Annotated in this window: 28 protein-coding genes; 6 read left to right on the top strand and 22 right to left on the bottom strand. The window is 58.1% G+C overall.

The annotated features are described in order from the left end of the window. Positions 1 to 10 precede the first annotated feature (10 nt). The 7 genes from uvrC to recO all read right to left on the bottom strand — a co-directional run bounded on the left by uvrC (position 11) and on the right by recO (position 7,801). Entirely contained in the window at positions 11 to 1,876 is a 1,866-nt protein-coding gene (uvrC, locus tag BUB60_RS07350) for an excinuclease ABC subunit UvrC (RefSeq protein WP_073077270.1), read from the bottom strand. Between the two features lie 168 nt (positions 1,877 to 2,044). Then, positions 2,045 to 2,812 carry a TMEM165/GDT1 family protein gene (locus BUB60_RS07345; protein WP_073077268.1) on the bottom strand — a complete coding sequence of 256 codons (768 nt, stop codon included), beginning with the start codon at positions 2,810 to 2,812 and terminating at the stop codon, positions 2,045 to 2,047. Between the two features lie 198 nt (positions 2,813 to 3,010). Next, entirely contained in the window at positions 3,011 to 3,229 is a 219-nt protein-coding gene (locus tag BUB60_RS07340; protein WP_073077265.1) for a DUF2798 domain-containing protein, read from the bottom strand. A gap of 123 nt (positions 3,230 to 3,352) precedes the next feature. Beyond that, positions 3,353 to 3,616, bottom strand: coding sequence for an HPr family phosphocarrier protein (locus BUB60_RS07335; protein ID WP_073077263.1), 264 nt, complete (start codon positions 3,614 to 3,616; stop codon positions 3,353 to 3,355). 183 nt (positions 3,617 to 3,799) lie between these two features. Then, complete coding sequence (locus BUB60_RS07330; protein ID WP_073077260.1) at positions 3,800 to 6,178, bottom strand: endonuclease MutS2; 2,379 nt, start codon at positions 6,176 to 6,178, stop codon at positions 3,800 to 3,802. A gap of 9 nt (positions 6,179 to 6,187) precedes the next feature. Beyond that, positions 6,188 to 6,976: a hypothetical protein gene (locus BUB60_RS07325; protein WP_073077258.1), complete on the bottom strand. Its 789-nt coding sequence runs from the start codon at positions 6,974 to 6,976 to the stop codon at positions 6,188 to 6,190. 81 nt (positions 6,977 to 7,057) lie between these two features. Further along, positions 7,058 to 7,801, bottom strand: coding sequence for a DNA repair protein RecO (gene recO / locus BUB60_RS07320; RefSeq protein WP_073077255.1), 744 nt, complete (start codon positions 7,799 to 7,801; stop codon positions 7,058 to 7,060). Between recO and BUB60_RS20445 the strand changes: the two genes are divergently transcribed. After that, complete coding sequence (locus BUB60_RS20445; RefSeq protein ID WP_143162296.1) at positions 7,794 to 8,006, top strand: hypothetical protein; 213 nt, start codon at positions 7,794 to 7,796, stop codon at positions 8,004 to 8,006. The two genes, recO and BUB60_RS20445, sit on opposite strands and share 8 nt — an antisense overlap. 335 nt (positions 8,007 to 8,341) lie before the next feature. Here BUB60_RS20445 and era read toward each other — a convergent pair whose 3' ends face one another. Genes era through BUB60_RS07290 form a run of 6 tightly spaced genes read right to left on the bottom strand, consistent with a single transcriptional unit; the run spans position 8,342 to position 12,695 of the window. Further along, entirely contained in the window at positions 8,342 to 9,229 is an 888-nt protein-coding gene (gene era, locus BUB60_RS07315; protein ID WP_073077253.1) for a GTPase Era, read from the bottom strand. Beyond that, the gene (locus tag BUB60_RS07310) at positions 9,177 to 9,668 is read right to left on the bottom strand and encodes a diacylglycerol kinase family protein (RefSeq protein ID WP_073077250.1); all 492 of its coding nucleotides are present in this window, start codon (positions 9,666 to 9,668) and stop codon (positions 9,177 to 9,179) included. Before BUB60_RS07310 ends, era begins: the two co-directional genes overlap by 53 nt. After that, positions 9,665 to 10,159 (bottom strand): rRNA maturation RNase YbeY, encoded by a 495-nt coding sequence (ybeY, locus tag BUB60_RS07305; protein WP_242941167.1) that lies wholly within the window; start codon positions 10,157 to 10,159, stop codon positions 9,665 to 9,667. Before ybeY ends, BUB60_RS07310 begins: the two co-directional genes overlap by 4 nt. After that, a complete protein-coding gene (locus BUB60_RS07300) occupies positions 10,146 to 11,159 on the bottom strand; it encodes a PhoH family protein (RefSeq protein WP_073077248.1) in 1,014 nt (337 codons plus the stop codon). The genes ybeY and BUB60_RS07300 overlap by 14 nt, the downstream gene beginning before the upstream one ends. Before the next feature lie 3 nt (positions 11,160 to 11,162). Then, positions 11,163 to 12,398 (bottom strand): sporulation protein YqfD, encoded by a 1,236-nt coding sequence (gene yqfD, locus BUB60_RS07295; protein WP_073077246.1) that lies wholly within the window; start codon positions 12,396 to 12,398, stop codon positions 11,163 to 11,165. Positions 12,399 to 12,413: 15 nt separating this feature from the next. Further along, positions 12,414 to 12,695 (bottom strand): YabP/YqfC family sporulation protein, encoded by a 282-nt coding sequence (locus BUB60_RS07290; protein WP_159435363.1) that lies wholly within the window; start codon positions 12,693 to 12,695, stop codon positions 12,414 to 12,416. 105 nt (positions 12,696 to 12,800) lie between these two features. On the opposite strand from BUB60_RS07290, the gene BUB60_RS07285 reads away from it, so the two are divergent. Next, positions 12,801 to 13,991: a nucleoside recognition domain-containing protein gene (locus BUB60_RS07285; RefSeq protein ID WP_073077243.1), complete on the top strand. Its 1,191-nt coding sequence runs from the start codon at positions 12,801 to 12,803 to the stop codon at positions 13,989 to 13,991. Between the two features lie 278 nt (positions 13,992 to 14,269). Here the strand turns inward: BUB60_RS07285 and BUB60_RS07280 are convergent, their stop codons facing one another. The 5 genes from BUB60_RS07280 to BUB60_RS07260 form a co-directional block, all read right to left on the bottom strand. Next, complete coding sequence (locus tag BUB60_RS07280; RefSeq protein ID WP_073077241.1) at positions 14,270 to 15,511, bottom strand: serpin family protein; 1,242 nt, start codon at positions 15,509 to 15,511, stop codon at positions 14,270 to 14,272. A gap of 113 nt (positions 15,512 to 15,624) precedes the next feature. Then, positions 15,625 to 16,494, bottom strand: coding sequence for a prohibitin family protein (locus tag BUB60_RS07275; protein ID WP_073077239.1), 870 nt, complete (start codon positions 16,492 to 16,494; stop codon positions 15,625 to 15,627). A 163-nt stretch (positions 16,495 to 16,657) separates the two neighbouring features. Further along, positions 16,658 to 17,005: an arsenate reductase family protein gene (locus BUB60_RS07270; protein WP_073077621.1), complete on the bottom strand. Its 348-nt coding sequence runs from the start codon at positions 17,003 to 17,005 to the stop codon at positions 16,658 to 16,660. Positions 17,006 to 17,147: 142 nt separating this feature from the next. Then, complete coding sequence (locus BUB60_RS07265; RefSeq protein ID WP_073077237.1) at positions 17,148 to 17,930, bottom strand: GNAT family N-acetyltransferase; 783 nt, start codon at positions 17,928 to 17,930, stop codon at positions 17,148 to 17,150. A gap of 135 nt (positions 17,931 to 18,065) precedes the next feature. Then, positions 18,066 to 18,866 carry an arylamine N-acetyltransferase family protein gene (locus BUB60_RS07260; protein WP_073077235.1) on the bottom strand — a complete coding sequence of 267 codons (801 nt, stop codon included), beginning with the start codon at positions 18,864 to 18,866 and terminating at the stop codon, positions 18,066 to 18,068. A 108-nt stretch (positions 18,867 to 18,974) separates the two neighbouring features. Between BUB60_RS07260 and BUB60_RS07255 the strand changes: the two genes are divergently transcribed. Continuing rightward, on the top strand, positions 18,975 to 19,196 hold the full coding sequence (locus BUB60_RS07255; protein WP_073077233.1) for a hypothetical protein: 222 nt from the start codon (positions 18,975 to 18,977) through the stop codon (positions 19,194 to 19,196). A 9-nt stretch (positions 19,197 to 19,205) separates the two neighbouring features. Here the strand turns inward: BUB60_RS07255 and BUB60_RS07250 are convergent, their stop codons facing one another. After that, positions 19,206 to 19,673, bottom strand: coding sequence for a YfcE family phosphodiesterase (locus tag BUB60_RS07250; protein WP_073077231.1), 468 nt, complete (start codon positions 19,671 to 19,673; stop codon positions 19,206 to 19,208). 129 nt (positions 19,674 to 19,802) lie between these two features. On the opposite strand from BUB60_RS07250, the gene BUB60_RS07245 reads away from it, so the two are divergent. From BUB60_RS07245 to BUB60_RS07235, 3 genes are read left to right on the top strand one after another with little or no spacing between them, the layout of a single operon-like run. Further along, a complete protein-coding gene (locus BUB60_RS07245) occupies positions 19,803 to 20,069 on the top strand; it encodes a hypothetical protein (protein WP_073077229.1) in 267 nt (88 codons plus the stop codon). A 32-nt stretch (positions 20,070 to 20,101) separates the two neighbouring features. Next, positions 20,102 to 20,491, top strand: a complete 390-nt coding sequence (locus BUB60_RS07240; protein ID WP_073077227.1) for a hypothetical protein — start codon at positions 20,102 to 20,104, stop codon at positions 20,489 to 20,491. After that, complete coding sequence (locus tag BUB60_RS07235; RefSeq protein ID WP_073077225.1) at positions 20,484 to 20,948, top strand: hypothetical protein; 465 nt, start codon at positions 20,484 to 20,486, stop codon at positions 20,946 to 20,948. The genes BUB60_RS07240 and BUB60_RS07235 overlap by 8 nt, the downstream gene beginning before the upstream one ends. Here the strand turns inward: BUB60_RS07235 and BUB60_RS07230 are convergent. The 3 genes from BUB60_RS07230 to trpS all read right to left on the bottom strand — a co-directional run bounded on the left by BUB60_RS07230 (position 20,935) and on the right by trpS (position 24,008). Further along, positions 20,935 to 21,720, bottom strand: a complete 786-nt coding sequence (locus tag BUB60_RS07230) for a hypothetical protein (RefSeq protein WP_073077223.1) — start codon at positions 21,718 to 21,720, stop codon at positions 20,935 to 20,937. The two genes, BUB60_RS07235 and BUB60_RS07230, sit on opposite strands and share 14 nt — an antisense overlap. Beyond that, positions 21,710 to 22,900, bottom strand: coding sequence for a glycosyltransferase family 4 protein (locus tag BUB60_RS07225; protein WP_073077221.1), 1,191 nt, complete (start codon positions 22,898 to 22,900; stop codon positions 21,710 to 21,712). Before BUB60_RS07225 ends, BUB60_RS07230 begins: the two co-directional genes overlap by 11 nt. Before the next feature lie 100 nt (positions 22,901 to 23,000). Next, entirely contained in the window at positions 23,001 to 24,008 is a 1,008-nt protein-coding gene (trpS, locus tag BUB60_RS07220) for a tryptophan--tRNA ligase (RefSeq protein WP_073077219.1), read from the bottom strand. Between the last annotated feature and the right edge of the window lie 45 nt (positions 24,009 to 24,053).

Here is a 24,053-nt window from a genome sequence, read left to right as displayed (position 1 = left end):
GGGCGATTGATTATTTTTTCTCAATTTCCGGGGTTTCGGTGTTCTCGCACTGCTCTTCGGCCCCACCGGCGCCGTGAAAATGCTTATACACGCGCTCGGCGGTGTTCTTCGGCACCACTTTGGACAAGTCCTCGATGGTCGCCTCCCTGACGGCCTTCAGGCTGCCAAAGCTTTTCAAGAGCGCGTTCCGCCGCTTCTCGCCCACGCCCTCGATGGCGTCCAGCTTTGACTGATAGCTGTTTTTGGACCGGAGGCTCCGGTGGTACTCGATGGCGAACCGGTGCGTCTCCTCCTGGATAGTGCCGATGAGCGCGAAGACGGCGGGGTTGGCCGATATGCCGATCTCGTCCCCCTCCGGCGTGACAAGCGCCCGCGTCCTGTGCCGGTCATCCTTCACCATGCCGAAGACCGGCACGCGAATTCCGGCGTCGTCCAAAACATTCAGCGCGGCTTTGGCGTGGGTGGCGCCGCCGTCGATAAGCATGAGGTCGGACAGTGTCGAAAACTTCTCGTCGTCGCTCTTGTACCGGGCGAGGCGCCGGGAGACGACCTCCGCCATGCTGTGATAGTCGTCCTGTGTCTCCAGCGTTTTGATTTTAAATTTTCTGTAGTCGCGTTTCAGGGGCTTCCCGCCGGCAAAGACGGTCATCGACGCGACGATGTCGCTGGAGCCCGTGTTGGAGATATCGTAAGCCTCGATCCGCTCCGGCGGCACGTCCATATTGAGCGCCTTCTGGAGCCACTCCAGCGTTTTTGACGTCTTTTCCTCGTACGTCGTGGCCCGCTCCGTCTCCTCCCGGGCGTTGACGTTGGCCGTCTCGACGAGCTTCAGCTTGTCGCCGCGCTGGGGGCTCTCGATATAGACGCGGTGACCGGCGTTTTCGCTCAGCAGCTGCTCCAGCGGCTCTCTGTCCTGCAGGTTAAACGGCAGGACGATCGTTTTCGGCCAGGCGCCCCGGCGCTCGTAATACTGGCGCAGGAGCGCGGAGATGGCCTCCTCGTCCTCCTCGAAGGGGCTTTCAAACAGATCAAAATCCTTGTCCAGCAGGGTGCCGCCGATATAGTGCAGCACGACGAAGCAGGACTTCGCCGGGCCCCGGTAATACCCGACGGCGTCCGTATCCGCCATGGAGCCGGAGATGATGAACTGCTTTGTGGCCAGAAGATTGATGGCCTTCAGCCGGTCGCGCCTTTCCGCGGCGCGCTCAAAGCGGAGCTGCTCGGCGGCCTCCTCCATTTCGGCGGTCAGCTTCTTCGCCAGCTCCGAGGTCTTCCCTTCAAAGACCGCCACAGCCGCCTCGACGGATTCTTTGTATTCCTGCCGGGGCGTGCCCTTCTGGCACCAGGCGCGGCAGGCCCCCATGTGGTAATTCAGGCACGGTCGCTCTTTGCCGATGTCCCGTGGGAACTTCTTGCCGCAGGTCGGCAGCATCAGCGCCTTTTTGACGGCCTCGATGGCGTTTTTCGTGTTGCCCCGGCTGCCGTACGGCCCCAGGTATTTCGCCCCGTCCTGCTCGATGCGCGAGGCGACCGTAAACGCCGGATACTCGCTTTTCATGTCGACGCGGATAAAAGGATAAGTCTTATCGTCCTTGAGGAGGATGTTGTACTGGGGCATGTGGTGCTTGATGAGGGAGTTTTCCAGCACAAGCGCCTCAAATTCCGAGCCGGCGATGATCACGTCAAAGGTATTGATTTTGGAGACCATCGCCTCTGTCTTGAGGGTATGGTCGCCGTGAAAATAACTGCTGACGCGGTTTTTTAAAAGCTTCGCCTTGCCGACATATATAACCTTCCCCGTTTTATCCATCATTATATAAACGCCCGGCAGCAACGGCAGCCCGTTTGCCTTGGCGCGCAGCTCTTCAAACGTCATGGTATCACCTCGCGAAACGTGAAGATGTCTTTTGCGGTTATCATATTATCGCATACGCGCGAAAAAAAGAAAAGCCTCCGTTTTTTAGCGGAGGCTTTCCCGGTGGTAAATGCTCAGTCAATCTCGATAATATCAATCTCCGCTCAGTTATATGAACGGCGTTTAACGTTAGATCGTCAATTCCTCGCTCTTTTCGTCCGTTTCATTTTGGCTCTTTAATCTGCAATACTCAATAGCTGCCCTATTTTCCGCTTCGGCCTTTTTATTTTTCTTTATGATTAAATACGCGGAGACCCCGGTTATGGCAATCAGGACAAGTAAAATGGCGATGGTCGGAACGAGGCTGAGATGGAGCCGTTCGCGCGCGACCTGGTAACTGCCGATGAGCCCAAACACGGCAAACGCGCCGGCCGATATGAGCTTTACCGTTTTTTCCGGTATCCTTTTGCACAGCACAACGCCGACAATAATCCCGATGCCGTCGGCAATCAGCATACCGGTCGTGGTGCCGACCAGTATGCCGACGGGACATCGCGGGAATTTTGCCGCCAGGGCAATCGTGGCAAGCTGAGTCTTGTCCCCCATTTCGGCTAAGAAAAACGCGATGCCCACGGTGGCAATCGCGCCGAACTTCGACACCTTGTTTTCCTCTCCCTCCAGCTTATCTCCCCGGATCGTCCAAAGCCCGAAAAAGATAAAGGACAGAGACGCGATGGCCTGTATCCATATCTGGGCGGCCTCAAAACGGGTGATCAGATTGCCGATGGCAACCGCCAGGGCATGATTGAAAACAGTGGCGATAAAAACGCCGAGCAGGACCTTGGACGCCTTGTACTTTGTCGCAAAGGCCATCGCCAGCAGCTGCGTCTTATCTCCCATTTCGGCCAGGACAACGGCGCCGGCGGCAAAAAGAAAAGCGATGAGATTTTCGTGCATAGTACTCTCTCCTTTACAAAATAAAAAAGACCCTTAATGTAATCCCATAGCAGGAATACATTAAAAGTCTCGTTACCGGAAACGGCCGCGAAGCCAGGTGATTAACACCAGCATGTTGACTTCGTGAGAAAACTACTCCCTCTTAATATGAATACTTTACCCGATAATTTCCCATTTGTCAATAACAAGCTGTCTGGCTCAGTCCCTGATCCACCGCATGGTCAGCTTATGGATCGGCGGGACAAAGACAAAGGCGATGGGGATGGAAACGCCGAAGCCGATTTTTGCCGAGCTCAGCCAGAGCGTGAGAAATTCCGGCACGAAACCGACATTCATCGCCGTCATGGCAAAGCTCATGGTGACGCTGAAAACGAGAGACAACGTGACGTTGAAGAAAATCGTCTGCCTGATGCTCATATCCCATCGCTCCTTATTTGTTTCATCCGGCGCCATTACATCTTTATGACGCAAAAGCGCGGAAATGCATTGGGCGGGACAAAATAAAAGAGCCTGCCGAAGCAGGCTCTCTTCTCTGTTTGCTTATTCCGCAAAGTCGGAATCAATCAGCTGGCACAATGTGTCGACAGCCTGAACCTCGTCCGTCCCATCGCCGATGATGTTGATCGACGCCCCTTTGGCAACGCCGAGGGAGAGGACTCCCAGAAGACTCTTGGCGTTGACCTTTCTCTCGTCCTTTTCAATCCAAAGGCTGCTCTTGAACTCGTTGGCTTTCTGTATTAAGAAGGTGGCCGGTCTGGCGTGCAGACCTACCTGATTCATGATCGTGGCTTTTCTTGTATACATTGTGCTTTCCTCCTTAAGAAACAAGCTGATTGTTAAGACTTATTTCAGGCCCCTTGCGTAATATTACTTTATCAAAACCGCACCGGTACGTCAAGTCGATTTTTCAGAAAATCTTAATATATTACAAAAAACATGCAGTACCGCGCCATGCGGAGCTTGCGGCATGTGGGCTCCGGCGCAGTTCTACGGCTTCAGCTCCACAATGGTTACGCCCATCTCGCCCTCGCCGAAGTGCCCGAGACGGTAGGATTTGACGTTGGGGTCGTGCTTGAGGCTCTGGTGCACCGCGGCGCGGAGCGCCCCCGTGCCCTTGCCGTGGATGACCGTGACGACGTTTAATTTCCCCATGCGCGCGGTGTCGAGGTAGCGCTCTAGGATCGGGACAGCCTCGTCCGTCATCATGCCGCGCAGGTCGATTTCCGGCCGGGCCTGGGCCTGGCTCATTTGGGCGCTGGACTTTGCGAGGATTTTTTTGACGCTGCGCTGCGTCTCCCCCTCCACCAGCTCCACTTCCTCCGGCCGCGCCGTAATCTTCATCACCCCGGCCTGCAGGCTCAAAACGCCGTCGGCGTTCACCGAAATGACGTCCGCCGTTGTCCCGAGGCCCAGGAGCCGCACCTTGTCGCCGGGGGCGGCCGGGCGCGTGGGCGCCGAGGCAGTTTCCTCGCTCGTCGGCGCGGACATGGCGCTTTCGGCTTCGTTAAGGCGCCGGAAGACACCGGATTTTGCGGCGTTGACGCGCTGCCAGTCCTCGCCGGACGCGGCCTGGGCGCGGAGGGCCTTCAGCTCCTCCATGACGTCGTCCGCCGTCCTTCTGGCCTCCTGCAAAATCCTGTTTGCCTCGCGGCGCGCCGTTCTTGACGCCTTTTCGCGCTCCTGCGCGGCGGTACCTCTGTCCTCCTCCGCCCGACGGGCCTTTTCCTCGGCCTCCCTGAGGAGCCGCCGCGTCTCGAGCCGCTCGTTTTCCATCGACCGGCGGGTATCCTCCAGACTTTCCAGCACCTCCTCAAAGGAGGCGCTCTCGCTGTTTACATGCTTCTTCGCCTCGTCGATGATTGCCTCCGGAAGGCCCAGCCGGCCGGAGATGGCAAAGGCGTTGGATTTCCCGGGGACGCCGATGAGGAGCTTGTACGTGGGCTTCAGCGTCTCCACGTCAAACTCGCAGGAGGCGTTCATGACGCCTTTTGTGGTCAGGGCGAAGACCTTGAGCTCGGCGTAGTGCGTCGTCGCGGCGAGCCGGGCGCCTGCCCCCCGTGCGTATTCGATGATGGCGATGGCCAGCGCCGCACCCTCGACAGGGTCCGTGCCGGCGCCCAGCTCGTCGAAAAGCAGGAGCGACGCGCCGTCGCACTCCTCCAGGATTTTCACGATATTGGTCATATGGGACGAAAACGTCGACAGCGACTGCTCGATGGACTGTTCGTCGCCGATGTCGGCGAGGATCTGGCCATAGACGGGCACCATGCTGCCGTCGTCGGCCGGGATGTGCAGCCCGCAGTATGTCATGGCCGACAGGAGCCCCAGCGTCTTCAGCGTGACCGTTTTGCCGCCGGTGTTGGGACCGGTGATGATGAGCGTGTCGAAATCGCCGCCGAGGCGGATGTCGATGGGCACGGCCTTCTTCGGGTCCAGGAGCGGATGGCGGGCACGGCGCAGCGTGAGCCGGCCGTTTTCCGATATCTCCGGTTCCGCGGCGTTCAGGCGGTAGGAGAGCTTCGCCTTGGCGAAAATCAAATCCAGCGCCGAGAGGACCGTGAAATCTGTAATGATGCCCTCGCCGTGGTTTGACACGTCGGCGGACAGCTCCTGGAGGATACGCTCGATCTCCTTCTTCTCCTTGGACAGGAGCTCCCGGATCTCGTTATTCAGCTGCACCACCGCCATCGGTTCGATAAAAAAGGTGGCGCCGGAGGAGGAAACGTCGTGGACGAGCCCGGGCACGGCGGATTTCTGCTCGGCCTTGACAGGCACGACGTACCTGTCGTTCTTGACGGTGATGATCGGCTCCTGCAGGGCCTTCGAGTACGCCGGAGAGGAGATGATCCTGTTCAGCGACTGGCGGATCTTATCGCCGGCCACGCGCATATGGCGGCGGATGTCGGCAAGCTCCGTGCTGGCCGCGTCGGCGATTTCGTCGGGGCCGACGATGGACGCGGAGATTTTGCCTTCGAGGAATTTGTTGGCCGCAAGGCCGTCGAACAAGGCGTCGATGGCCGTCCGCTCCGCCCTGTCGCCGGAGGCGTAAGAAATCGCTCCGGCGGCGCAGCGCAGAAGCGCGGCGATATCCAGGAGCTCGACGGTGTTGAGCATGCCGCTGATGTCCGCGCGGCGCACGGCGCTGCGGACGTCCTTGACGCCCGAAAAGGATGGGCTGCCGTGGAGCGTCATCATTTTCTTGGCCGCCGTTGTTTCCTCGAGCCGGTAGCGCACCTCATAAACGTCGGAGACCGGCGCCAGCGCCAAAGCCGCCTCCTTTGCCTCCCCGCTCACCGCCTCGCCCGCCAGCATCTGCAAAACGGCGGGCAGTTCCAGAGTTTTGAGTGATTTTTCGTAAAGTGTCATATTGATACCTTAATTATATTTTTTTCGCCCCCTGCCTAAAAAGGCAAACGGCTTGCGTGCTTTCAATCCTTGTTTTTTTACCGGCGGACTGAAAAATTTCCTGTTGAATCGCACGATTCCTTTTTTCAATGCTTTCTCTTTATATTTTTGGAGATTATTTAGAAGATCATCATAATCAGTCACTTTGCCGATGATATAAAACGGCAATTCCGTGCCGCTTTTCGTCACCGTGATATGCTCGTAATCAATGAGCAAACCGTCATGTGACAGACTTAACAAGGTTCTGGCGGTTTCCTTCGGCAGCAGATCGGCACGGTCGTCCTCTCCAGATACGACCGAGCCGACGGCGTGTGACAGCACAGGCAAAAAATCGTCCGGATCAGATAAGTAAACTTTGTTATACCAGCCGTCGTCATGCGTCCAGTAGGCAAATCTGTTTTTCAGCGTCGTATTGACATATGACTCCAGCGGCCTGCCCTTGTGTCCGAAATACAAAAGCTCCGCGATTTCCCGCGGCGAAAGCAGATCAAGCGCATACTCATCGTTAAAATCAAACCAGCAGAAATCGCCGTAATTATAAATATTATCTGCAGACAGCTCCCATAATTGATGTTCTTTGACAAACTTGAACCCGCTGGGGCCGTGATAGCACCCGCCAAAAAAATCATGCTTTATCAAGAGCAGGTTTTTCACCGGCGTTTCCAAGGAATTTATGAAGTCTCTGAACTCAATTCCATGATTGACAACAAGGTTTTCTTTGCTGTTCGAATAAATATAGCATATCTTTCTGTTGGGCATTTATTTCATCCTTAATCCGTGCTGTTCCGGACGCGGCGGGCGGCTCGACCGTCTCGCGAAAGAGGCGTCTGCCCAGCTCCTTTATTTCAGCTGCTTGTAAAACTCCAGCGTTTTGAATTTGCGGTCGAGCTGCGTGGAGACGTAGGCGCCGGCGGCGCGGGAAAGGCGTGAGAGGGCCTCGGCGTCAAGCTTGAACGAGAACATTTTCTTGGGGTCAGCCGACACGATGTAGCGGAGCGCGTCCAGCGACCCGCGGCACAAGGGGGCCGTTTCGTTGGTCCCGGGGGAACGGCAGCCGTGGCAGAGCACCGTGCCGCCCACAAGGTCAAGCCGCGGAGCATCCACGTCTTCCCTGCCGCAGGCGGCGCAGAGCGAGACGACCGGCTCAAAGCCGGCCAAACACATGAGGCGGATTTCAAACGCCGCCTTGACAAGCTCCGGGTCCTTCTCGTTCCGGCTGAGCATATAGAGCGCGTTGAGACCGAGGGAGAGAATCTCGGGATTGGGGCTGTCCTCGTCGGACACCGCCTCCAGGAGCTCGGCCACATACGAGCCCAGCGCCAAAAGCCTGACGTCGCCCGAAACACCGGAAAACAGCTCGATCGTCTGGGCCTCGGTCAACGTCCAGCGGTCACGGTTTTGATAGAGCGTCATATCGGAATAGGCCAGCGGCTGCACGGCGGCGGCAAACTTGCTCCCACGCCGCATGGCGCCGCGGGCGGACACGGTGAGCTTGCCCTCGGTAGAGGTCAAAACCGTCATGATTCTGCTGGCGTCCTTATAGTCCGTCACGCGAAGGACGAGGCCGGTCGTGTTTATGTACATGGGTTCATCCTGTCCCCGCTTTTTTATCCGGGCCTGCCGCGTGGGGCAGACGGCAGGCCCGCATTTTTCACATCAGATGCTGTCGATCGTTTTTCATTTCGGTGGCTTCAGTTTTGTCTGGCGACGCATTCTTTTCAGTGGACTTGAGATAGAGAAGATAAAAGCCGATATCGCCGGTTTCGGCGAACAAATCCCAATAATTTGACATGGCCATACACCTCCGATACTCCTAGTGTGAATCGTCGGACAGCTATTTATCAGCGGTAATTTCTTGAAAGGCGGCGAAAAAGCGAATTTTTCGACAGGAAATGCACAACGGCCCCAACAGGAGCGCGGCGGGAGCAAGCCCCCGCCCTACGGATCGTCGGGCGCGGTACCGGAAGTATCCTCAGCCGCCCTCCGAGCGGCACAAACTGTCGACACAGTCCTCCGGACGACAACTCCTTGCAAAAGGAGCCTTACGGGGTCCGGGGCGGAGCCCCGCAAAAAAGAAGGGTCATAGGGCGCAGCCCTATACCTTACATCGGGCGGGTGGGCAGGTTAATCGGTATAGCCGAAATTGCGCATGGCCGTCTGGTTGTCGCGCCAGTTTTCCTTGACCTTCACCCAGGTCTGCAAAAAGACCTTGCCGCCCATGAATTTTTCAATATCCACGCGGGCCTGCTGGCCGATCCTTTTGAGCATCTCGCCGTTTTTGCCGATGATCATGCCCTTATGGCTCTGCTTTTCGCAGTAAATGGTCACGTCCAGGTCGATGATGCCGTCGTCCCGCTCGGAGAATTTCGTCACTTCCACCGCCGTGCCGTGGGGCACCTCCCGGTCCAGGCCGAGCAGCAGCTTTTCGCGGACGATTTCGGCGATGATCTGCTTTTCCGGCTGGTCGGTCACCATATCCTCGGGGAAAAGCTGGGGGCCTTCCACGGCAAATTTCTCAAACTCGCCCAGCAGCTCGCCGATGCCCTGCCCAAGCTTGGCCGAGATGGGCACAATGGCGCTGAACGCAAAGCGCGCGGCGTAGCGGGCAATGATCCTGAGAAGCTCCTCTTTTTTGACGGTGTCGATTTTGTTGATGACGAGCACCGCCGGCACACCGGCCGATTCGATTTGCCCGATGAGCAGCTCTTCCTGCGTACCGACGCTGTCCAGCGGCTCGACGATGAGCGCCACGGCGTCCACGTCGGCGACACTCTCCTTGACGATATTGACCATATAGTCGCCCAGGCGCGTGCGCGCCTTATGGAAACCGGGAGTGTCCAGCAGCACGAACTGCGTCTCCTCCCTGTTCACGACGGCGAAAATGCGGTTGCGCGTCGTTTGCGGTTTATTTGTAACGATGGCGACTTTCTCGCCGGTCAGGGTGTTGACAAGCGTCGATTTACCGACGTTCGGTCGCCCGGCGATCGTGATCATGGCGGTTTTTTTTATCATTCCTATAACTCCTGAATACCAGAAATGCTGCCGGAGGCAGCGTGGCAAAAATAAGTACGGTCAAAATGGGGTGCAGTACCGCAAAGGCGGCCAGCTTCGACATTTTGTCGGCGTTGAAAAAGATGATCGCGCCGATCACGGCGCTGGCCAGGGCGGCCATCAGAACGCCGCCGGCCGTCATGTCCTTGACGCGCCCGATGCCGTCGCTCCTGCCGGGATGCAGCGTATCGCAGAGCTTCTCCACAGCCGTGTTGAAAAGCTCCGCGCCGGTTACCGCGCCGATACAGACGAATACCAGTATCCACTCCGTCCCGGTCAGGCCCGTCACCGCGCCGGCGATCACCACATAACCGGCAAACGCCAGATGGAAGCGGAAATTCCGCTCCTCTTTCAGGCATGTGCGAACGCCCTTGAAGGCATAGGCAAAGCTCTTTTTCATTCCGGCAGCCCCGCCTCCCGCAAAATAGCTTTCTCCCGCGCGCGCATCAGGCGCTTGTCCGGGCCCTCGTCCATGTGGTCGTAGCCTAACAGGTGCAGGACGGAATGAACGACGAGATACGCCATCTCCCTGTCCGCGCTGTGGCCGAACCGCGCCGCCTGGTCGGCGATCCTGTCGGCGGAGAGCACGATATCGCCCAGCGGCAAAAGGCCGGTTTCCGGGTCGACCTCCGTAAGGCCGGGCTTAAAATCGCCCGGCGACAGCATCTGCATCGGAAAGGACAGCACGTCCGTCGGCGCGTCCTTGTCCCTGAACTCCCTGTTGATCTCGCGGATGCCCGCGTCATCCGTGATCAAAACGCTCACCTCGCAGGGCCTGTCCACGCCCTCGGCGCCCAGCGCCTTCCGGACGCAGTAACGGAGCAGGCGGACGTCCAGCGCCTTGCCGAGGCCGGGACGGGCGCGCCGGATGTAGAGCTTATGACTTTTCACTTGGTTTTCTCCTGCTCCGAGGCGGCGTCCTCGCCGGCTCGGAGGGCCGTGATTTTTCATACCTTTCGTAAGCGTCGATGATTCGCTGGACGAGCACATGGCGGACGACGTCCGCGCCGGTGAGACGGCAGACGGCCACGTCCTGCACATTGTCCAGGACGCGCATGGCCTCCTTGAGGCCGCTGGTTTTTTCCGCCGGGAGGTCGATCTGCGTGATATCGCCGGTGATGACGATCTTGGAGCCGAAGCCGAGCCGGGTCAAAAACATCTTCATCTGCTCTCGGGACGTGTTCTGCGCCTCGTCGAGGATGATGAACGAGTCGTCCAGCGTCCGGCCGCGCATGTACGCCAGCGGCGCGACCTCGATGTTGCCGCGCTCCAGGTATTTCTGGTATGTCTCGGCACCCAGCATTTCAAACAGCGCGTCGTACAGCGGCCGCAGATACGGGTCGACCTTGCTCTGCAGGTCGCCCGGCAAAAAGCCCAGGCGCTCCCCGGCCTCCACGGCGGGGCGCGTTAGAATGATCCTGTTGACCGATTTATCGCGGAACGCGGCGACGGCGGCGGCGACGGCCAGATATGTCTTGCCCGTGCCGGCCGGCCCGATGCCCAGCGTGATCGTTTTTTTGCCGATGGCCTCCACGTACGTTTTCTGCCCCAGTGTTTTGGCCTTGACCGGCTTGCCCTTCGCGGTGATGCAGATCACGTCGCGCGCAAGCTCGCTGATCTTGTCCTCGTGCCCCTCCCGGACGAGCCCGATGATATACCGGACGCTCCTGGAGTCGATATTCTCCCCCTTGGCGGCCAGCGACAGAAGGCCGTTGATCGCGTGCTCGGCGTACATGATATTCTCGTCGTCGCCGGTGAGGGCCAGCTCGGAATTCCTGTCCGTGATGCGGACGTTCAGTTCGTCTTCAATAAGGCGCAGATTTTCGTCGAATGAGCCGAACACGCTGATGATATGCTCCAGCCTGTCAACGCTCATCGTCTTTTCCGCCATGTGTCAGTTCCCCGTTTCCTTTGTTTTTTCCTGTATCGGCTGCAGGGCCTGCTGAAGCTCCTCGGCCGTAAAGGGGCGCTCGGCGGCGATCTGCTCGAGGCATTCCGCCTTGAGCGTCACCTTTAAAACGCCGTTTTCCTCGGACGTCTCGAAGGCGGTCGTGGTGACCGACCCGTCGCCGATGCGGAGCTGCAGACGATCCAGCAGGTCCTTTTGAAGAATCTGATCCGCTTTCAAAATGGCAAGGCGCGCGCCGGACGTCGTGTATTCCGAGTATTTCTCCTTGACGATGGTGACGGGCAGGATATTGCCCGTTGGAAGCTTCAGGGTATTTTCAGTCGTCATTTTATCATAATGCGCGAAGGAAATTCCACCATTAAAATAGAAATTTATGCGTTTGCCCGCCAAAATAACGGCTGTTTTCGTCTTCTTTTCGCCGGTATACGTCTTTGCCGTGGTCTCCAGCGGCATTTGCGCGGACAGCTCATACCACGTCCTGGCGTAAACCTCCGCCATGGCATGGACCGTCCGCTTGCCGGAGGAGAGCGAATCCATGACGCCGGTAACGAGAATGTCGCCCGCCTGTACCGTACTTCCCTCGGCGCAGACGCGCGCGCCCTCGAGCACGCTCATTTTTGTTATTATACCCGATTTCGTGGCGTAGACCATCGTCGGCGCTTTCTCGTCGAGGATATCCGGCTTCGGCAGGCGCTCGCGGACGAGCACGTCGGCGTGGCTGCCGCGCACGTTCACGGCGATCCACGAAAGCTCCGGGATTTTGAGCAGCATATCGTTTGAAATGGCCTCCGACGAAATGGTGGGCCCGAAGGAGCCGATGCCGACGCCGAGCTCCTTCAGCGACGCGAGTATCTCCTGGGACGAAACGGTTTCGTTGCCCTGTACGTCGATCTCCCAGACGAACATGGACAGGCCCCAGACCGTCAGGAACATCAGGAGCATCCCGGCCAGCAGGACATACCGCTTCCGAAGCTTCCAGAGGAAAAACGGGACGCCCGTCTTCTGCACCTGGCGAATCTCGAAACCGGCTTTCTCCGCCAGCGCGCCGAGCCGCCGGTACCCATGGATATGCATGGTGATATGTACGACCGTCGGCGAGACGCGCTCAAGGTCCCAGAATTCGATGTCGTTCTGCGCGCAGACGTTGACGAGCCGCTCGGGGTACGGGCATTCCACAAAAACGCGGACGCTGCCCCGGATATAGTTGACCGCTTTTTTCATGACGCGACCTCGCTTCTATTCGAATTCGATCCCCACGACAAAGCCCTTGATGAGGATCTCCTCGGCGCTCATCGAGACGATCTCCAGATTTTCGCCGCGGATCCTTATGACGGCGGCGCCCCCGTTGACGGCAATCAGGCTGCCGTCATACTCGATGATCCCCTTGTGGCATTCGATGTGGATTCTCCTGTTGCCGGTGACCGTCAGCTTCGGCAGCCCGGCCAGCACCTCTCCCGGCAGATCGAACGCGTCGACGGCGCGGTCGATGATGTTTTTCTTATTCTTGTCGGTGTTCAAAGTAACGCCTCCCAACACAGCGTGTCTATCCATCATTCATATTTATGCGCACAAAGGAAAAAATACGCCCCACGCCGCATATGCTTCGTAGCAGGTGGTGTTCATATGCGTCCCTTCCGCTTCCGAAGAAAATTTTTCGACGTGCTGATATGCCTGGCGCTTTTTGCGGCCGTCGCGGCACTCGTGGTTTTCCCCAAGGACTCCGTCGATGCCGCGGCCAACGGCGTGAAGCTCTGCATCAACGTGATCGTCCCGTCGCTGTTTCCATTTTTTGTGCTGTCGACGCTTATCGTGCAGCTGGGACTCGCCCGCCACTTCGGGCGCATCCTGGAGCCCGTCATGCGCCCGCTGTTCAACGTCGGCGGGGAGTGCGTCACCGCGTTCGTGCTGGGCTTTATCGGCGGCTACCCCGTGGGCGCCAAGACCGTCATCGCGCTGTATGAAAACGGCAGCTGCAGCCGGGCGGAGGCGGAACGGCTGCTCTCCTTCTGCAACAACTCCGGGCCGGCGTTCATCTTCGGCGTCGTGGGGGCGGGCGTTTTCGCCAGCAGCGCCGCCGGCATTGCCCTTTACCTGGCCCACACGCTGGCGTCCGTCATCGTCGGCGTGATGTTTCGGTACTGGGGCAGCGGCGAGGAGAAAAAAGGCGGGGGCCGCCTGCCGGAAGCCGAGCCCAAGCGCTTTACCCTCGCGTTTACCGACTCGGTGAAATCGGCGTTTCAGACGACGCTCAATATCTGCGGCTTTGTGATTTTCTTTACGGTATTTATCAGGCTCCTCTTCCTGTCGGGGCTTCTGCCCTTTATCGCGTCCGTCATCGGCGGCATCTTCGGCCCCTTCGGGTTCGACAAGGCCTGGGCGGAGCGGCTTTTGACCGGCGTTATCGAGCTGACCTCCGGCGTCACCTCCCTCCAGGGGGCGGTCGGGGAATTTTCCCGCTCTCTGGCCCTGGCGGCATTCATGCTGGGCTGGGCCGGCCTCTCCATCCACTGCCAGGTGCTCTCCTTTATCGGCGACAGCGGCCTTTCCGTCCGAACCTACATCTACGGCAAGATACTGCAGGGCTCCATCTCCGCCGTCTTCGCGTATTTTCTGGCGCGCATTTTTGTTTTCAAGCAGCCCGCCGCCGTCTACCTGGCCCAGCAGGTCAAAAGCTACGCCGCCGTCGACTTTGTCTCCGCGCTTTTGATGTCGTGCCTGACCGCCGCGCTCCTTTTGCTGCTCCTTATCATCGGGGCGAGAAAAGCCGCGGTCCGGCGGGGAAAATACATACGGGGAAAATACATAAAAAAATGAGCCGCCTCACGGCGGCCCATATAGTATAAACCCGCCCGAGAGGGCGGGTTCCAGCTTGTCGAAAAACCTGCCTGAAAAGGGCAAAGCCTCGCAGAGTTTGCCGCCGGAGCGGCAAATAAATTCAAAATCGTCACGCAGGGGGACATGCGCCTCCGGAGTGACACTTCTCATGCAGCGCGCGGCTGAGCGCGCTGCATGCACCCCCTTGTCGATAAAGCCCGAAGGGCTTTATCGACAGTCTGAAACCCGCCCGAGAGGGCGGGTTTTTGCTAATGTCTCTAGTCTGATAATTCCGGGTTATCCAGCACGCCCAGGAACAGCGGCGCGCCGGTCTGCATGTCCATGAGTGCATAAATGAACGGACGATCCAGGCGGAGCACCACGGGCTTATCTTTTTCTGCCGGGGCGCTGCCGCTCCTCAATTCGACCTTCGTTGCCGCGGCGGCCTCCGTCCCCTGCTCGTCGAGCTTAAAGACGGCATTCTGCAGGACATTATCGATGAAAATGTTGTTTTTCGCCGTACCGAGGGCGGAAAAATCGGCCTTTAACGGATCAAAAGCGCTTTGAAGCCCCATTTGCCGCAGCGGCTCATTCAGCGCCTTGCTGATGCTGGCCGTGTACTTCGGGATGTGCAGCTCCACCCTCCTGTCCGCCGCCGACGCGATGAGGCCCTTGAAGCTCTCCGGCGTCAGCGCCGCCAAGTAATCGGCAACGCCGCCGGACGGCAGGAGCGCCACGTAGGCAAAGCGGTCGCTGACATACGGCAGGAGGATGCCCCTGGCGTCTTCCGTCTCAAAGCAGCGGGCCTCGTCATATATCTGGCACATGGTGGGAATACGGACATTTTTGCCGTCGGCCGGCACAAACGCTTCGCTTTGGGTGAACACGGGATCAAACGGCGACGCCCATTTGCCGTTGAAATATAAGGTGTTCACCAGCACCATAACGTCGTTGGGCTCCAGCTGGTCGACCATATTCTGTATCAGACCGTTCGTGTTGTCGCTGATGTAATTATTGATATCGTCGACCGTCTCCTGCCTTGAAAAGTCGGATGCCACAGCCGCCGCACTGTAATAATCGGCGTTTGTCTGAAGAAACCCCTGGTCCGCCTTGAAATCGCCGGCCGTGTTGTACCAGATACCGTTGGCCGTTTTTAAAGTCAGGCCGTCCGACGATTTGTTCAGCGCTTCCACAAACGCCTTGCAGCCGGCGTTAAGCTCCTCGGCGGGCGCGCCGAGGACGCTCTCAAATTCCTTTTGGGTACCGCCGGCAGCGCCGTTGGCGACCATGGACAGCGCAATGTAGGCCGACAGCGGAGATACGACGGTATTGCCGCCGTCGTAGACTGTTTCCAGGAGCTTCAGGGCAAAGGCCGTCGTATCGGCCGCTGCCTGCTCCGCGGCGATCTGCCGGGGCCGGATGTCCGCCATCAGATCAACCGTTCCCGCGGATGACGCCGGCGCGCAGCCGGATAAAAGCAGCGCAGCAACGCCAAGCAGTATGGTTATTATCTTTTTCATAATGATCCCTCCATCCATAATTTTCTGGACGAAGCGGCCTATGGAAAAGTTCCATTCCGGCGATTGAGGCCCGACGCACAAAAAAGCCGCCTTTCGGCGGCTTTTTTGTGTCGTTACGGGTTTGCGGCGGCGGACGGGTTCTCGCGGAAGTCGATGATCGGGCTGCTGTCGCCCTGGACCATCGGGAGCTGGCCGTCCCATTTCTGTATCTTCTGGTATTCCAGATAGGCGTTGCTCTGCGCCAGCTGGTTCTGGATCACGTCGATGGCGTACGCCTGCGCGTCGGCCTGGGCCTTGGTGGCGTTGGCCTCCGCCTGGGCGTTGACGACCTTCTGCTCGGCCTCGATCTTGATCCTGTTCAGGTCCTGCTCCGCCTTCAGCGCTTCCTGCTGCGCCGTCTGCTTGGCCTCGATTGCGGTATTGAACGCGTCGGAAAATTCCAGATTCGTGATGTTGAAGATCTCGATAACCAGGCCGTAGGAGTCGATCTTCTCAGACAGCTTCTCGGAAATGCTGGTGCTGACGAGCTGGCGCTTGGTGATGAGCTCCTCGGCGCTGTACTGCGCCACCACCGCCTTGACCGATTCCTGAATTGCCGGGACGACGATCACGTTTTCAAAGCCGCGGCCGACGCTGGCGTACAGCTGTGGGGCCGTCGCTTCCGTGACATGGTAGTTGACGACGATCGTCGTGGAGATCGTCTGCAGGTCCTTTGACGCCGCGGCGCTGTTCACCTCGACCTTCTGCGTCCTGGTGTCCACCTTCGAAACGCTGGTGATGAACGGCGCGACGACATGGAGTCCCTCGTAAAGCGGCTCGTTCTTGACGGCACCGAAGACGGAGACGACGCCGACGGTACCGGAATTTATTGTTGTGAAGCTTGACAGCGCAACAATGACCAGGAATACGACGACGACAGCGAGAATGATCAGTCTGAATATCTTCTTCGGAGTCTTTTGTCTGGGGGCTGCAGTTTCCTGCATATTTGCTCACATCCTTTTTTATTTTTTGGCTCCCAAAATTCTTTGGCTCCAATAAGATGATTATAACAAAATGAAACGGTCCGTCAACTTTTCCGGTTCAAAACAGCCGAAAGATACATAAAACGCCGCCGGCCCCGCCCAGGACCGGCGGCGTTTTGTACGGCTACAGACGTGTTTTCCATTCCTCTTCCTTAAATCCGACAAGCACGAAATCCCCGCCCACGAGGAGCGGACGCTTGACGAGCATGCCGTCGGTCGCCAGCAACGCCAGCTGCTCCTCCTCCGTCATGTCCGGCAGCCTGTCTTTCACAGCCAGGGCCCTGTACTGCTGCCCGCTGGTGTTCCAGAACCGTTTGACCGGCAGGCCGCTTGCTTTATGCCACCGGCGCAGCTCGGCCAGCGTCGGACGGTCCGTCTTGATATCGCGGAATTCATAGGCAACGCCGTGCTCGTCCAGCCACCGTCGGGCCTTTTGGCAGGTGGTGCAGCGCGGATAACAGACAAAAAGCAGAGACATAGGTATCCTCCTTCGGTGTGATCGTGATTTGCGGCAAGGCGCACCCTGCGGGGGGAAACGGCGGGCGATTCGTGAATCGCCCCTACGGGTGCGGCGCTATGACGGCGCTTTGTGGATCGGCCAGGGAAACGCCGCCCTATACCTCTGCAAGGTCAAATTCAATGTTCAGCAGGCGGGTTTTTGTGACGTAGCCGGCGCTTTCGAGGGCGCGCCTGCTGTCGTCGCTCTGGTAGGTGCAGCCGGGAACGGGGCTGATGCCTTTTTCGTTGCAGATGGCTTTCAGGTGCAGGAGTATGCTCCGCCCGACGCCCTTTCCCCTGTATTTGGCGTTGATAAACATGCCCGTCCCCTTGCAGTTGGGGATGATGACGTTATCGACGATGACGCCGAGACCGAGGAACTCGCCGTCCTTCCGCATGACGTACAGCTGGCCGTTTTTGATGCGCTCCTCATAGCGGTCGAGAAAATCGCCGCAGATGGCGATGATCGCCGGCATATCCCCGGGCGTGGCCTGGCGCAGCAGCTCCCGGCCGTATTCCGGCGGCCTGACACGCTTTCTGCCGTCCTCAAACAGATACGCCTGAAGGCTCACCTTTTTGTGGCGGTCCAGGCAGAGCGACAAAAAAAGCTCGTCGCACGTCGGGACAAGGGCGTTTTCGATGCGGTACGTTTCCAGGACCTCCCGGAAGACCGGCTGGGCGTGCCGGAGGTCCGACGGCGACAGCACAAACTGCGTAAGCGTTTTGTCTTTATATACCCCAAAGTAACCGATGCGCCTTTCGTCGGCGGTGATGCTGAATATCTCGGAATCCAATATGTGATTTTCCAGAAAATCGTCATAGCGCGACGAGAGAGAACCGATATACAGGTCAAAGAACTCCCTGTTGTCGTACAGCGACGATCTGACGTATTTGTACATATCCGATACCCCCTGTATATTGACCGGCGGCCGTCTTTACCTTGATTTTACTTTGGCGCGATTTTTTAATCAACCTTAAAATGTTAACATTTTGAAAAAACGGCCCGGATTTATCCGGGCCGCTCTGGCGTCGCGTTATATTTTCAAAGGGAAGCCCACGTCGATGCCGAACTGTGCGCGGAGCGCCTCTCTCAGCTTTTCCTCCGTGTCCAGCACCGTCTCCTCGACCTCGCCGCCTTTATGTATCCGCAGGACGTTGCCGGTGAGCGCGGCGCTGCCGTCCTCCCGGGAGATATTGACCATGCGCGTTTTTTTGAAGCCGGAGTTGTTATTTTTGGACAGGTACTCGTTCGGCCCGAGGAAGTCCACGTTCTCACAGGGCCGGTCGTCAAACTTTAAAAGCTGTTCCCTGCCGGTCTCCGTAAGCCTGTAAATCACAAAGTCGCCGTCGGCCGCCTTCTCGAATATAAAGCTGTTCATGCCGGACTGCTGCGGGCCGGTCTCATCCAGCTTCAGCGCGCTGCACGGGGCCGGGCCGCCAAAGCCCACGTCGCAGAAATAACGGGTGCCGCCGATGGTGACGATGCCGGCACGGTGGGTGATCGGCATATAGCCCGTCGACATCCAGACGACCCGCACCATGACGGGATGGCAGTCAAAGCCGATTTCCTTCAAAACGCTCATGAAAAGCGCGTTGAGCTCAAAGCAGTAACCGCCGCGCCGGCGGACGACGAGCTTGTCGAACAGCGGGGCGATATCCAGTAGGATATCGGTTTCGGCATCGTAGACGTCGAGATTTTCAAACGGGACGTGACGCAGCTGGGCCAGAATGAGCCTGTTCAGCGTCTCAACATCCGGCGTCAGGTCTCCGGTGACGCCGAGTCGCTCCAGATATTGCTTTTTATCGGGCAGGGGCGCGTATAATTCCTCGTACATAGGTGCCTCCGTCTTTTTGTTTATGCTATAATAATGCAATCATATTTATTGAAAGTCAATGTAAATCGCTGTATAATACGCTTGTTAAGATATTCACCGGAGGTGCGTATGCTGTTTGCCCGTCATATTCCGCCGTCCTGCGCGTATTGCCGGTTCGGCAATCCCATCGGCGACGGCGAGGTTGCCTGCACCAAGCGCGGCATTTCGTCGCTCGGCTCCTCCTGCAGAAAATTTTCTTACGACCCTTTGAAGCGCGAGCCGGAGCGTCCGCAGTTTTTAGACAGGCAAAAGATTTCCGAAGAGCTGAGCGAGGATGACTTTGAGCTCTGAGAAGCCCGTTCAGCGCGCCAGGCTGATAATTTCACATTTGACCGCGCCGTGTTCGATATCGAGCACGGCGTATGTTTTTGCCCCCAGGCCGATGCTGCCGGGGTTTATAACGAGCATCCCCTCAAATTCCTCCCGGTGGGCCCTGTGGGTGTGCCCGTAGAGCAAGATGTCCGCGCGCCGGAGCAGTCCCGCGTTCAAAACGGCGCCAAGACCCGTCTTGACGCCGTGCAGGTGGCCGTGCGTCATGAATATCCTCTTGTCTTCCACGACGAATTCGTCGTATTCCGGCTCCCGGGACCGGAAGTCCCCGTTCCCCCGCACGGCACGCACCGTCAGGAGCGGAAACGCCTCGCGGAGCTTGTCGCAGTCCCTCTCATAATCTCCCAGATGAAGGACGAGCTGCGGCGAAACATCGAAAACGGCGTCGAGGAGCGCCTGGGTGTTGCCGTGCGAATCGGAAGCGGCGAGAATTTTCATAAGCATCTCCGTGAAGTCATTGGTAAGAGTCACCACCACTATGGCGCTGAATATACTGATTTAGGACGCCAAATGTCGGCCTGCGCTCAGCGGGCCTGTTTTCAATGAAAGAAAGGGTGGTCATCTGAGATGGCAATAGATTTTAACAAAGCGGCAAATGATTTTATGAATACGCCTGCCGGCGCGAAGCTGTCCGGGAAGCAGAATGAGCTGAACAAGCTCATTGATTCAACGGACGGTCAGAAAGTCAAGAACATGCTGAGCGGAAAAGAGGCCAGTGTCATCGCCGCCATCGAAAACGGCGATACGAACGTTTTGAAGAACACACTCTCAAATATCCTGAAAACCGAAGAAGGCTCGCGCCTGGCCGAACAGCTCCTCAACATGATGAAATAAAAAGCAGGAATACACTGTAACGGAGGTGCAGTATGAGCGAGCTTGAAGATAAACTGAACAAGATTCTGTCATCTCCAGCGGACATGGAAAAAATCATGGGCATTGCCCGCTCGCTTTCCGGCTCTCTCGGTGCACAGCAGCCCCAGGGAGAAGCCGCAGCGGCAGCCGCCCCGGCGCCGGATTTCAACGCCATCGCGTCGGGCCTTAAGGACATCGACCCGAAAATATTCAAGCTGGTCACTCGGCTTGTCAGCGAGTACTCCTCGGCCCAGAATGACAAATCCGAGCTTCTCAAGGTCATAAAGCCGTATCTCAAGGAAGACCGGCGCGAAAAAATCGACAGAGCCGCCGAGATCGCAAAACTGGCAAAACTCGCAAGAGTCGCTTTCCGGGAATTTTCCGGAGGTGAGAAGGGTGTATAATAAATATATCGGGAACACTGGAAAATTCGTACGCGTTGAGGATCATCAAGGAGGCGGCACGCATCAGGCCCACAGGCCGGCGCCCGCGCCGCCTCCGGTACATCAGCCGCCGCTTCAGGAATTTGAGCCGCCGATCCCGTCCGCACCGCCGCCGCCGTCTGCCGGTAAAAGCAAGTCTTTGCTCGGAGGGCTCGGACTAGGCAATCTTCTGGGAGGCAAGGGCGGCGGTTTGGGCAATCTTTTGGGCGGCAAGGGCGGCGGTTTGGGCGGTCTTTTAGGCGGACTGGGCGGCGGCGCCAAAGGCCTGACGGGTATGTTTGATCATCTGCCGTTCGGGCTGGACCTCGGCGACATCCTGCTGTTTCTTCTGCTCTTCTTCTTATTCCTGGAGAGCGGAGACGAAGAATTCATCATTATACTGGCCGTTATCGCCTTCAGTCTCTTCAAGGAGCGCTGAAGGCGTTCTTTCCGTCCGGCAGGTTGAAGGCCGAGGCATCCGGTTCGGCGGGGTCGTAAGCGGAGGTCGTCATCCGGTAAACGAGCGTCTCGCCTTCGTACTGCTCCGCGTCCGCGAGAAGGCCTGTCTGGACGGAGATATAGCACTTCCAGATCGTCGCATATCCGGGCAGCTCCGTCACGTATTCGACGTAAATGCAGTTTTCCCCGCCGTACGTCGTAAAGCTTGCGTCCTGAATGCTGCTCTTATCGAGCTTGAGGATATCCTCATAGGTCGCGATCATCTGGAACTGGTCCGCGACGCTCTGCGCCTGTCCCAGAGCGTCCGCCGGGCCGGAATAATATTCCTTGTCGCCGTCATACCAGACGTAAAGCCTGCCTCCGGCGAGCACGATATATTTTGCGGAACCCGAGCCGTTTATTTTCATCGCCGTCGCGCCATCCAGCACGGCCACGTCGATATTGCTGACGGCTTTCCCTTCCGCGTTGAAATTCTCGACTTTGACGCTCCGCGTATAGCTGCCTCGCCGCGCCATCGTCGCGATGACGGCCTGGACGTTATCCTCGGTGACCGAGACGCTGCTGAGCCCGGTTGCCGCCGGAGAACCGCTGGCGGTCGCCCCGGCGCCGGACGGCTCGGCGGTCGCCGTCTGCGGCAGATCGGTATTTATCGTCTGCCGGGATGCGTATGTTAAAATCAGGCTGATGCCGATGATGAGGACGATGAGCGCGATCCCTGTCAAAAGGATGATGCGCACCCGTTTAGAGCTCATCTCCGTCCTCCGGTTTCTCCGCCTCGGCGCTTTCTTCCGCCCCTTCAGGCGGGGCCGTTTCCCCGTGTGCCGCCTCTTCCGCGGGCTGAGCCGCTTCAACGGGCAAAGCAGCTTCGGCCTCGGCGGGCTTTTGATTCTCAGTCTCGTTCCGGATGCCCTTGACGACAAACACGCCGATAACGCCGGCGACAAAAATCGCCACCAGCAGGATGATCGCCCTGATCTCGCCATTTGTGGTGATGACGACGGCGGAGAGGCCCAGAATACCGCTGATGGCATAGGCGATGGCCACGGCCTGCTTCTGGCTGAAACCCATATCGATGAGCCGGTGGTGGAAATGCCCCCTGTCGGGCGACATCGGATTGCGGCCGCTCAGGATGCGGCGCATAAACGCAAACGCCGTGTCAAACAGCGGCAGCCCCACGACGAGAAACGGTACGGCAAAAGAGATAATGGCGTACAGCTTGAAAAGGCCGATGATGGATACCGTCGCCAAAACGTAGCCCAGCAGCAGCGCGCCCGTGTCGCCCATAAAAATCTTCGCCGGATTTTTGTTGTAGGGCAGAAAGCCGATGCACGCGCCGGCCAGCGCCGCCATGATGATGGCCACGTTCAGGTCCGCCACAACGATGGAGATGATCATCATCGTGAAGGAGGAAATCGCCGAGACGCCGGCGGCAAGGCCGTCCAGCCCATCGATAAGGTTGACGGAGTTGGTAATGGCGACGATCCACAAAACGGTGATCGGAACCGAGAAATAGCCGAAATTGACGAAATCAACCGGACTCCAGATATTTGGGTTTGTGATGATGTCGACGACGACGCCGTGATAGACGGCGATCAGCGCGGCCCCGATCTGGATGACGAATTTGACGAGGGCGGGCAGCGGGACGATATCGTCGATGACGCCGACAATGACGACGACGACGGAGCCCAGCAGGATACCCTGCACCTCCCTGCTGATATCGGCAAACAGGACGACGCTGAGCAAAAAGCCCAGGAAGATGGCGAGACCGCCAAGGCGCGGAATCGGGTGATTGTGCATCCTCCGGCCGTCCTTCGGCACGTCGATGGCACCGACACGATGCGCGAAAGACTTGACGATCGGCGTCGCCGCGAAGCTGATGATAAAGGCCGCGACGACGGCCAGCCCAACCTGGATAAATAAATCTTTCTGCATATCTGCTCCATATCCCACGCCGCAGGAGTCCGCCCGAGGCCGGGCGGCGGGTAAAGCGCGGCGCGGTTTCCGCTGTTACGGCACGCGGCGGCCGATGGACTTAAAGACCGGACTTCTGCACGAAGCCGACCTTTTTATAAACTTTTCTCAGCGTTTTACTCGCCGTGCGAGCGGCCTTCTCTGCGCCCTCGGTATAGACCTTTTCAAGATAGGCCTTATCGGCCAGCAGGTGCTCCGCCTCCTCGCGGACGGGGCGCAAAAGCTCCACCACGGCCTCGCCGACGGCCTGCTTGAAAACGCCGTAGCCTTTGCCGGAAAACTCCGCCTCGGCGTCCGGGATGGTCTTACCCGTCGCCACGGCGTAAATCTGCAGGAGGTTCGACACGCCGGGCTTCGCTTTGACGTCGTAGCGTATCTCCGTCTCGCTGTCGGTGACGGCGCGCTTGAAGGCGCGCATAACATCCTCCGGCTTATCCAACAGGCAGATACAGCCGCCGTTGTCCGTCTCCGATTTGGACATCTTGTTTGCCGGCTCCTGGAGGCTCATGATCCGGGCGCCGACCTTCGGGATAAAGGGCTCCGGCAGCTTGAAAACGTCGCCGTAGATGCCATTGAATCTGCCCGCGATGTCGCGCGTCAGCTCCACGTGCTGCTTCTGATCCTCTCCCACCGGCACCAGGTCCGCCTGATAAACGAGAATATCGGCCGCCATCAGCACCGGGTATGTGAAAAGGCCGGCGTTGATGTTATCGGCATTCTTGGCGGATTTGTCCTTGAACTGGGTCATGCGCGACAGCTCGCCGAACATCGTGTAGCAGTTCAGCACCCACGCAAGCTCCGCGTGGGCCGGCACCTGGCTCTGGATGAAGATGACGTTCTTCTCCGGGTCCAGCCCGCAGGCGATGTACTGCGCGATCTGCTCCAGCGTCCTCCGCCGCAGCGCCGCCGGCTCCTGGCGCACGGTGACGGCGTGGAGATCGGCCATCATATAATAGCAATCGTATGTCTCCGAGAGCTCCACCCAGTTTTTGATCGCGCCGATATACGAGCCGAGCGTCAGCGCCCCGCTGGGTTTGATACCAGAGAGAATGATCTTTTTTTCATCCATTTACGTCAGATCCTTATCGATAATATAGTCGCCCGGCGGACCGTG

This window comes from Sporobacter termitidis DSM 10068, assembly GCF_900130065.1.
GTDB classification, from domain to species: domain Bacteria; phylum Bacillota; class Clostridia; order Oscillospirales; family Oscillospiraceae; genus Sporobacter; species Sporobacter termitidis.
Note: the sequence above shows the minus strand (reverse complement) of the source record. Positions and strands in the feature narration are given on the sequence as shown.

Coding starts and splice junctions, on each gene's coding strand:
- uvrC (WP_073077270.1), bottom strand. CDS start 1,876: ATGACGTTTGAAGAGCTGCGCGCCAAGGCAAACGGGCTGCCGTTGCTG.
- BUB60_RS07345 (WP_073077268.1), bottom strand. CDS start 2,812: ATGCACGAAAATCTCATCGCTTTTCTTTTTGCCGCCGGCGCCGTTGTC.
- BUB60_RS07340 (WP_073077265.1), bottom strand. CDS start 3,229: ATGAGCATCAGGCAGACGATTTTCTTCAACGTCACGTTGTCTCTCGTT.
- BUB60_RS07335 (WP_073077263.1), bottom strand. CDS start 3,616: ATGTATACAAGAAAAGCCACGATCATGAATCAGGTAGGTCTGCACGCC.
- BUB60_RS07330 (WP_073077260.1), bottom strand. CDS start 6,178: ATGACACTTTACGAAAAATCACTCAAAACTCTGGAACTGCCCGCCGTT.
- BUB60_RS07325 (WP_073077258.1), bottom strand. CDS start 6,976: ATGCCCAACAGAAAGATATGCTATATTTATTCGAACAGCAAAGAAAAC.
- BUB60_RS20445 (WP_143162296.1), top strand. CDS start 7,794: ATGTACATGGGTTCATCCTGTCCCCGCTTTTTTATCCGGGCCTGCCGC.
- recO (WP_073077255.1), bottom strand. CDS start 7,801: ATGTACATAAACACGACCGGCCTCGTCCTTCGCGTGACGGACTATAAG.
- era (WP_073077253.1), bottom strand. CDS start 9,229: ATGATAAAAAAAACCGCCATGATCACGATCGCCGGGCGACCGAACGTC.
- BUB60_RS07310 (WP_073077250.1), bottom strand. CDS start 9,668: ATGAAAAAGAGCTTTGCCTATGCCTTCAAGGGCGTTCGCACATGCCTG.
- BUB60_RS07300 (WP_073077248.1), bottom strand. CDS start 11,159: ATGGCGGAAAAGACGATGAGCGTTGACAGGCTGGAGCATATCATCAGC.
- yqfD (WP_073077246.1), bottom strand. CDS start 12,398: ATGAAAAAAGCGGTCAACTATATCCGGGGCAGCGTCCGCGTTTTTGTG.
- BUB60_RS07285 (WP_073077243.1), top strand. CDS start 12,801: ATGCGTCCCTTCCGCTTCCGAAGAAAATTTTTCGACGTGCTGATATGC.
- BUB60_RS07280 (WP_073077241.1), bottom strand. CDS start 15,511: ATGAAAAAGATAATAACCATACTGCTTGGCGTTGCTGCGCTGCTTTTA.
- BUB60_RS07275 (WP_073077239.1), bottom strand. CDS start 16,494: ATGCAGGAAACTGCAGCCCCCAGACAAAAGACTCCGAAGAAGATATTC.
- BUB60_RS07265 (WP_073077237.1), bottom strand. CDS start 17,930: ATGTACAAATACGTCAGATCGTCGCTGTACGACAACAGGGAGTTCTTT.
- BUB60_RS07260 (WP_073077235.1), bottom strand. CDS start 18,866: ATGTACGAGGAATTATACGCGCCCCTGCCCGATAAAAAGCAATATCTG.
- BUB60_RS07255 (WP_073077233.1), top strand. CDS start 18,975: ATGCTGTTTGCCCGTCATATTCCGCCGTCCTGCGCGTATTGCCGGTTC.
- BUB60_RS07250 (WP_073077231.1), bottom strand. CDS start 19,673: ATGAAAATTCTCGCCGCTTCCGATTCGCACGGCAACACCCAGGCGCTC.
- BUB60_RS07245 (WP_073077229.1), top strand. CDS start 19,803: ATGGCAATAGATTTTAACAAAGCGGCAAATGATTTTATGAATACGCCT.
- BUB60_RS07240 (WP_073077227.1), top strand. CDS start 20,102: ATGAGCGAGCTTGAAGATAAACTGAACAAGATTCTGTCATCTCCAGCG.
- BUB60_RS07230 (WP_073077223.1), bottom strand. CDS start 21,720: ATGAGCTCTAAACGGGTGCGCATCATCCTTTTGACAGGGATCGCGCTC.
- BUB60_RS07225 (WP_073077221.1), bottom strand. CDS start 22,900: ATGCAGAAAGATTTATTTATCCAGGTTGGGCTGGCCGTCGTCGCGGCC.
- trpS (WP_073077219.1), bottom strand. CDS start 24,008: ATGGATGAAAAAAAGATCATTCTCTCTGGTATCAAACCCAGCGGGGCG.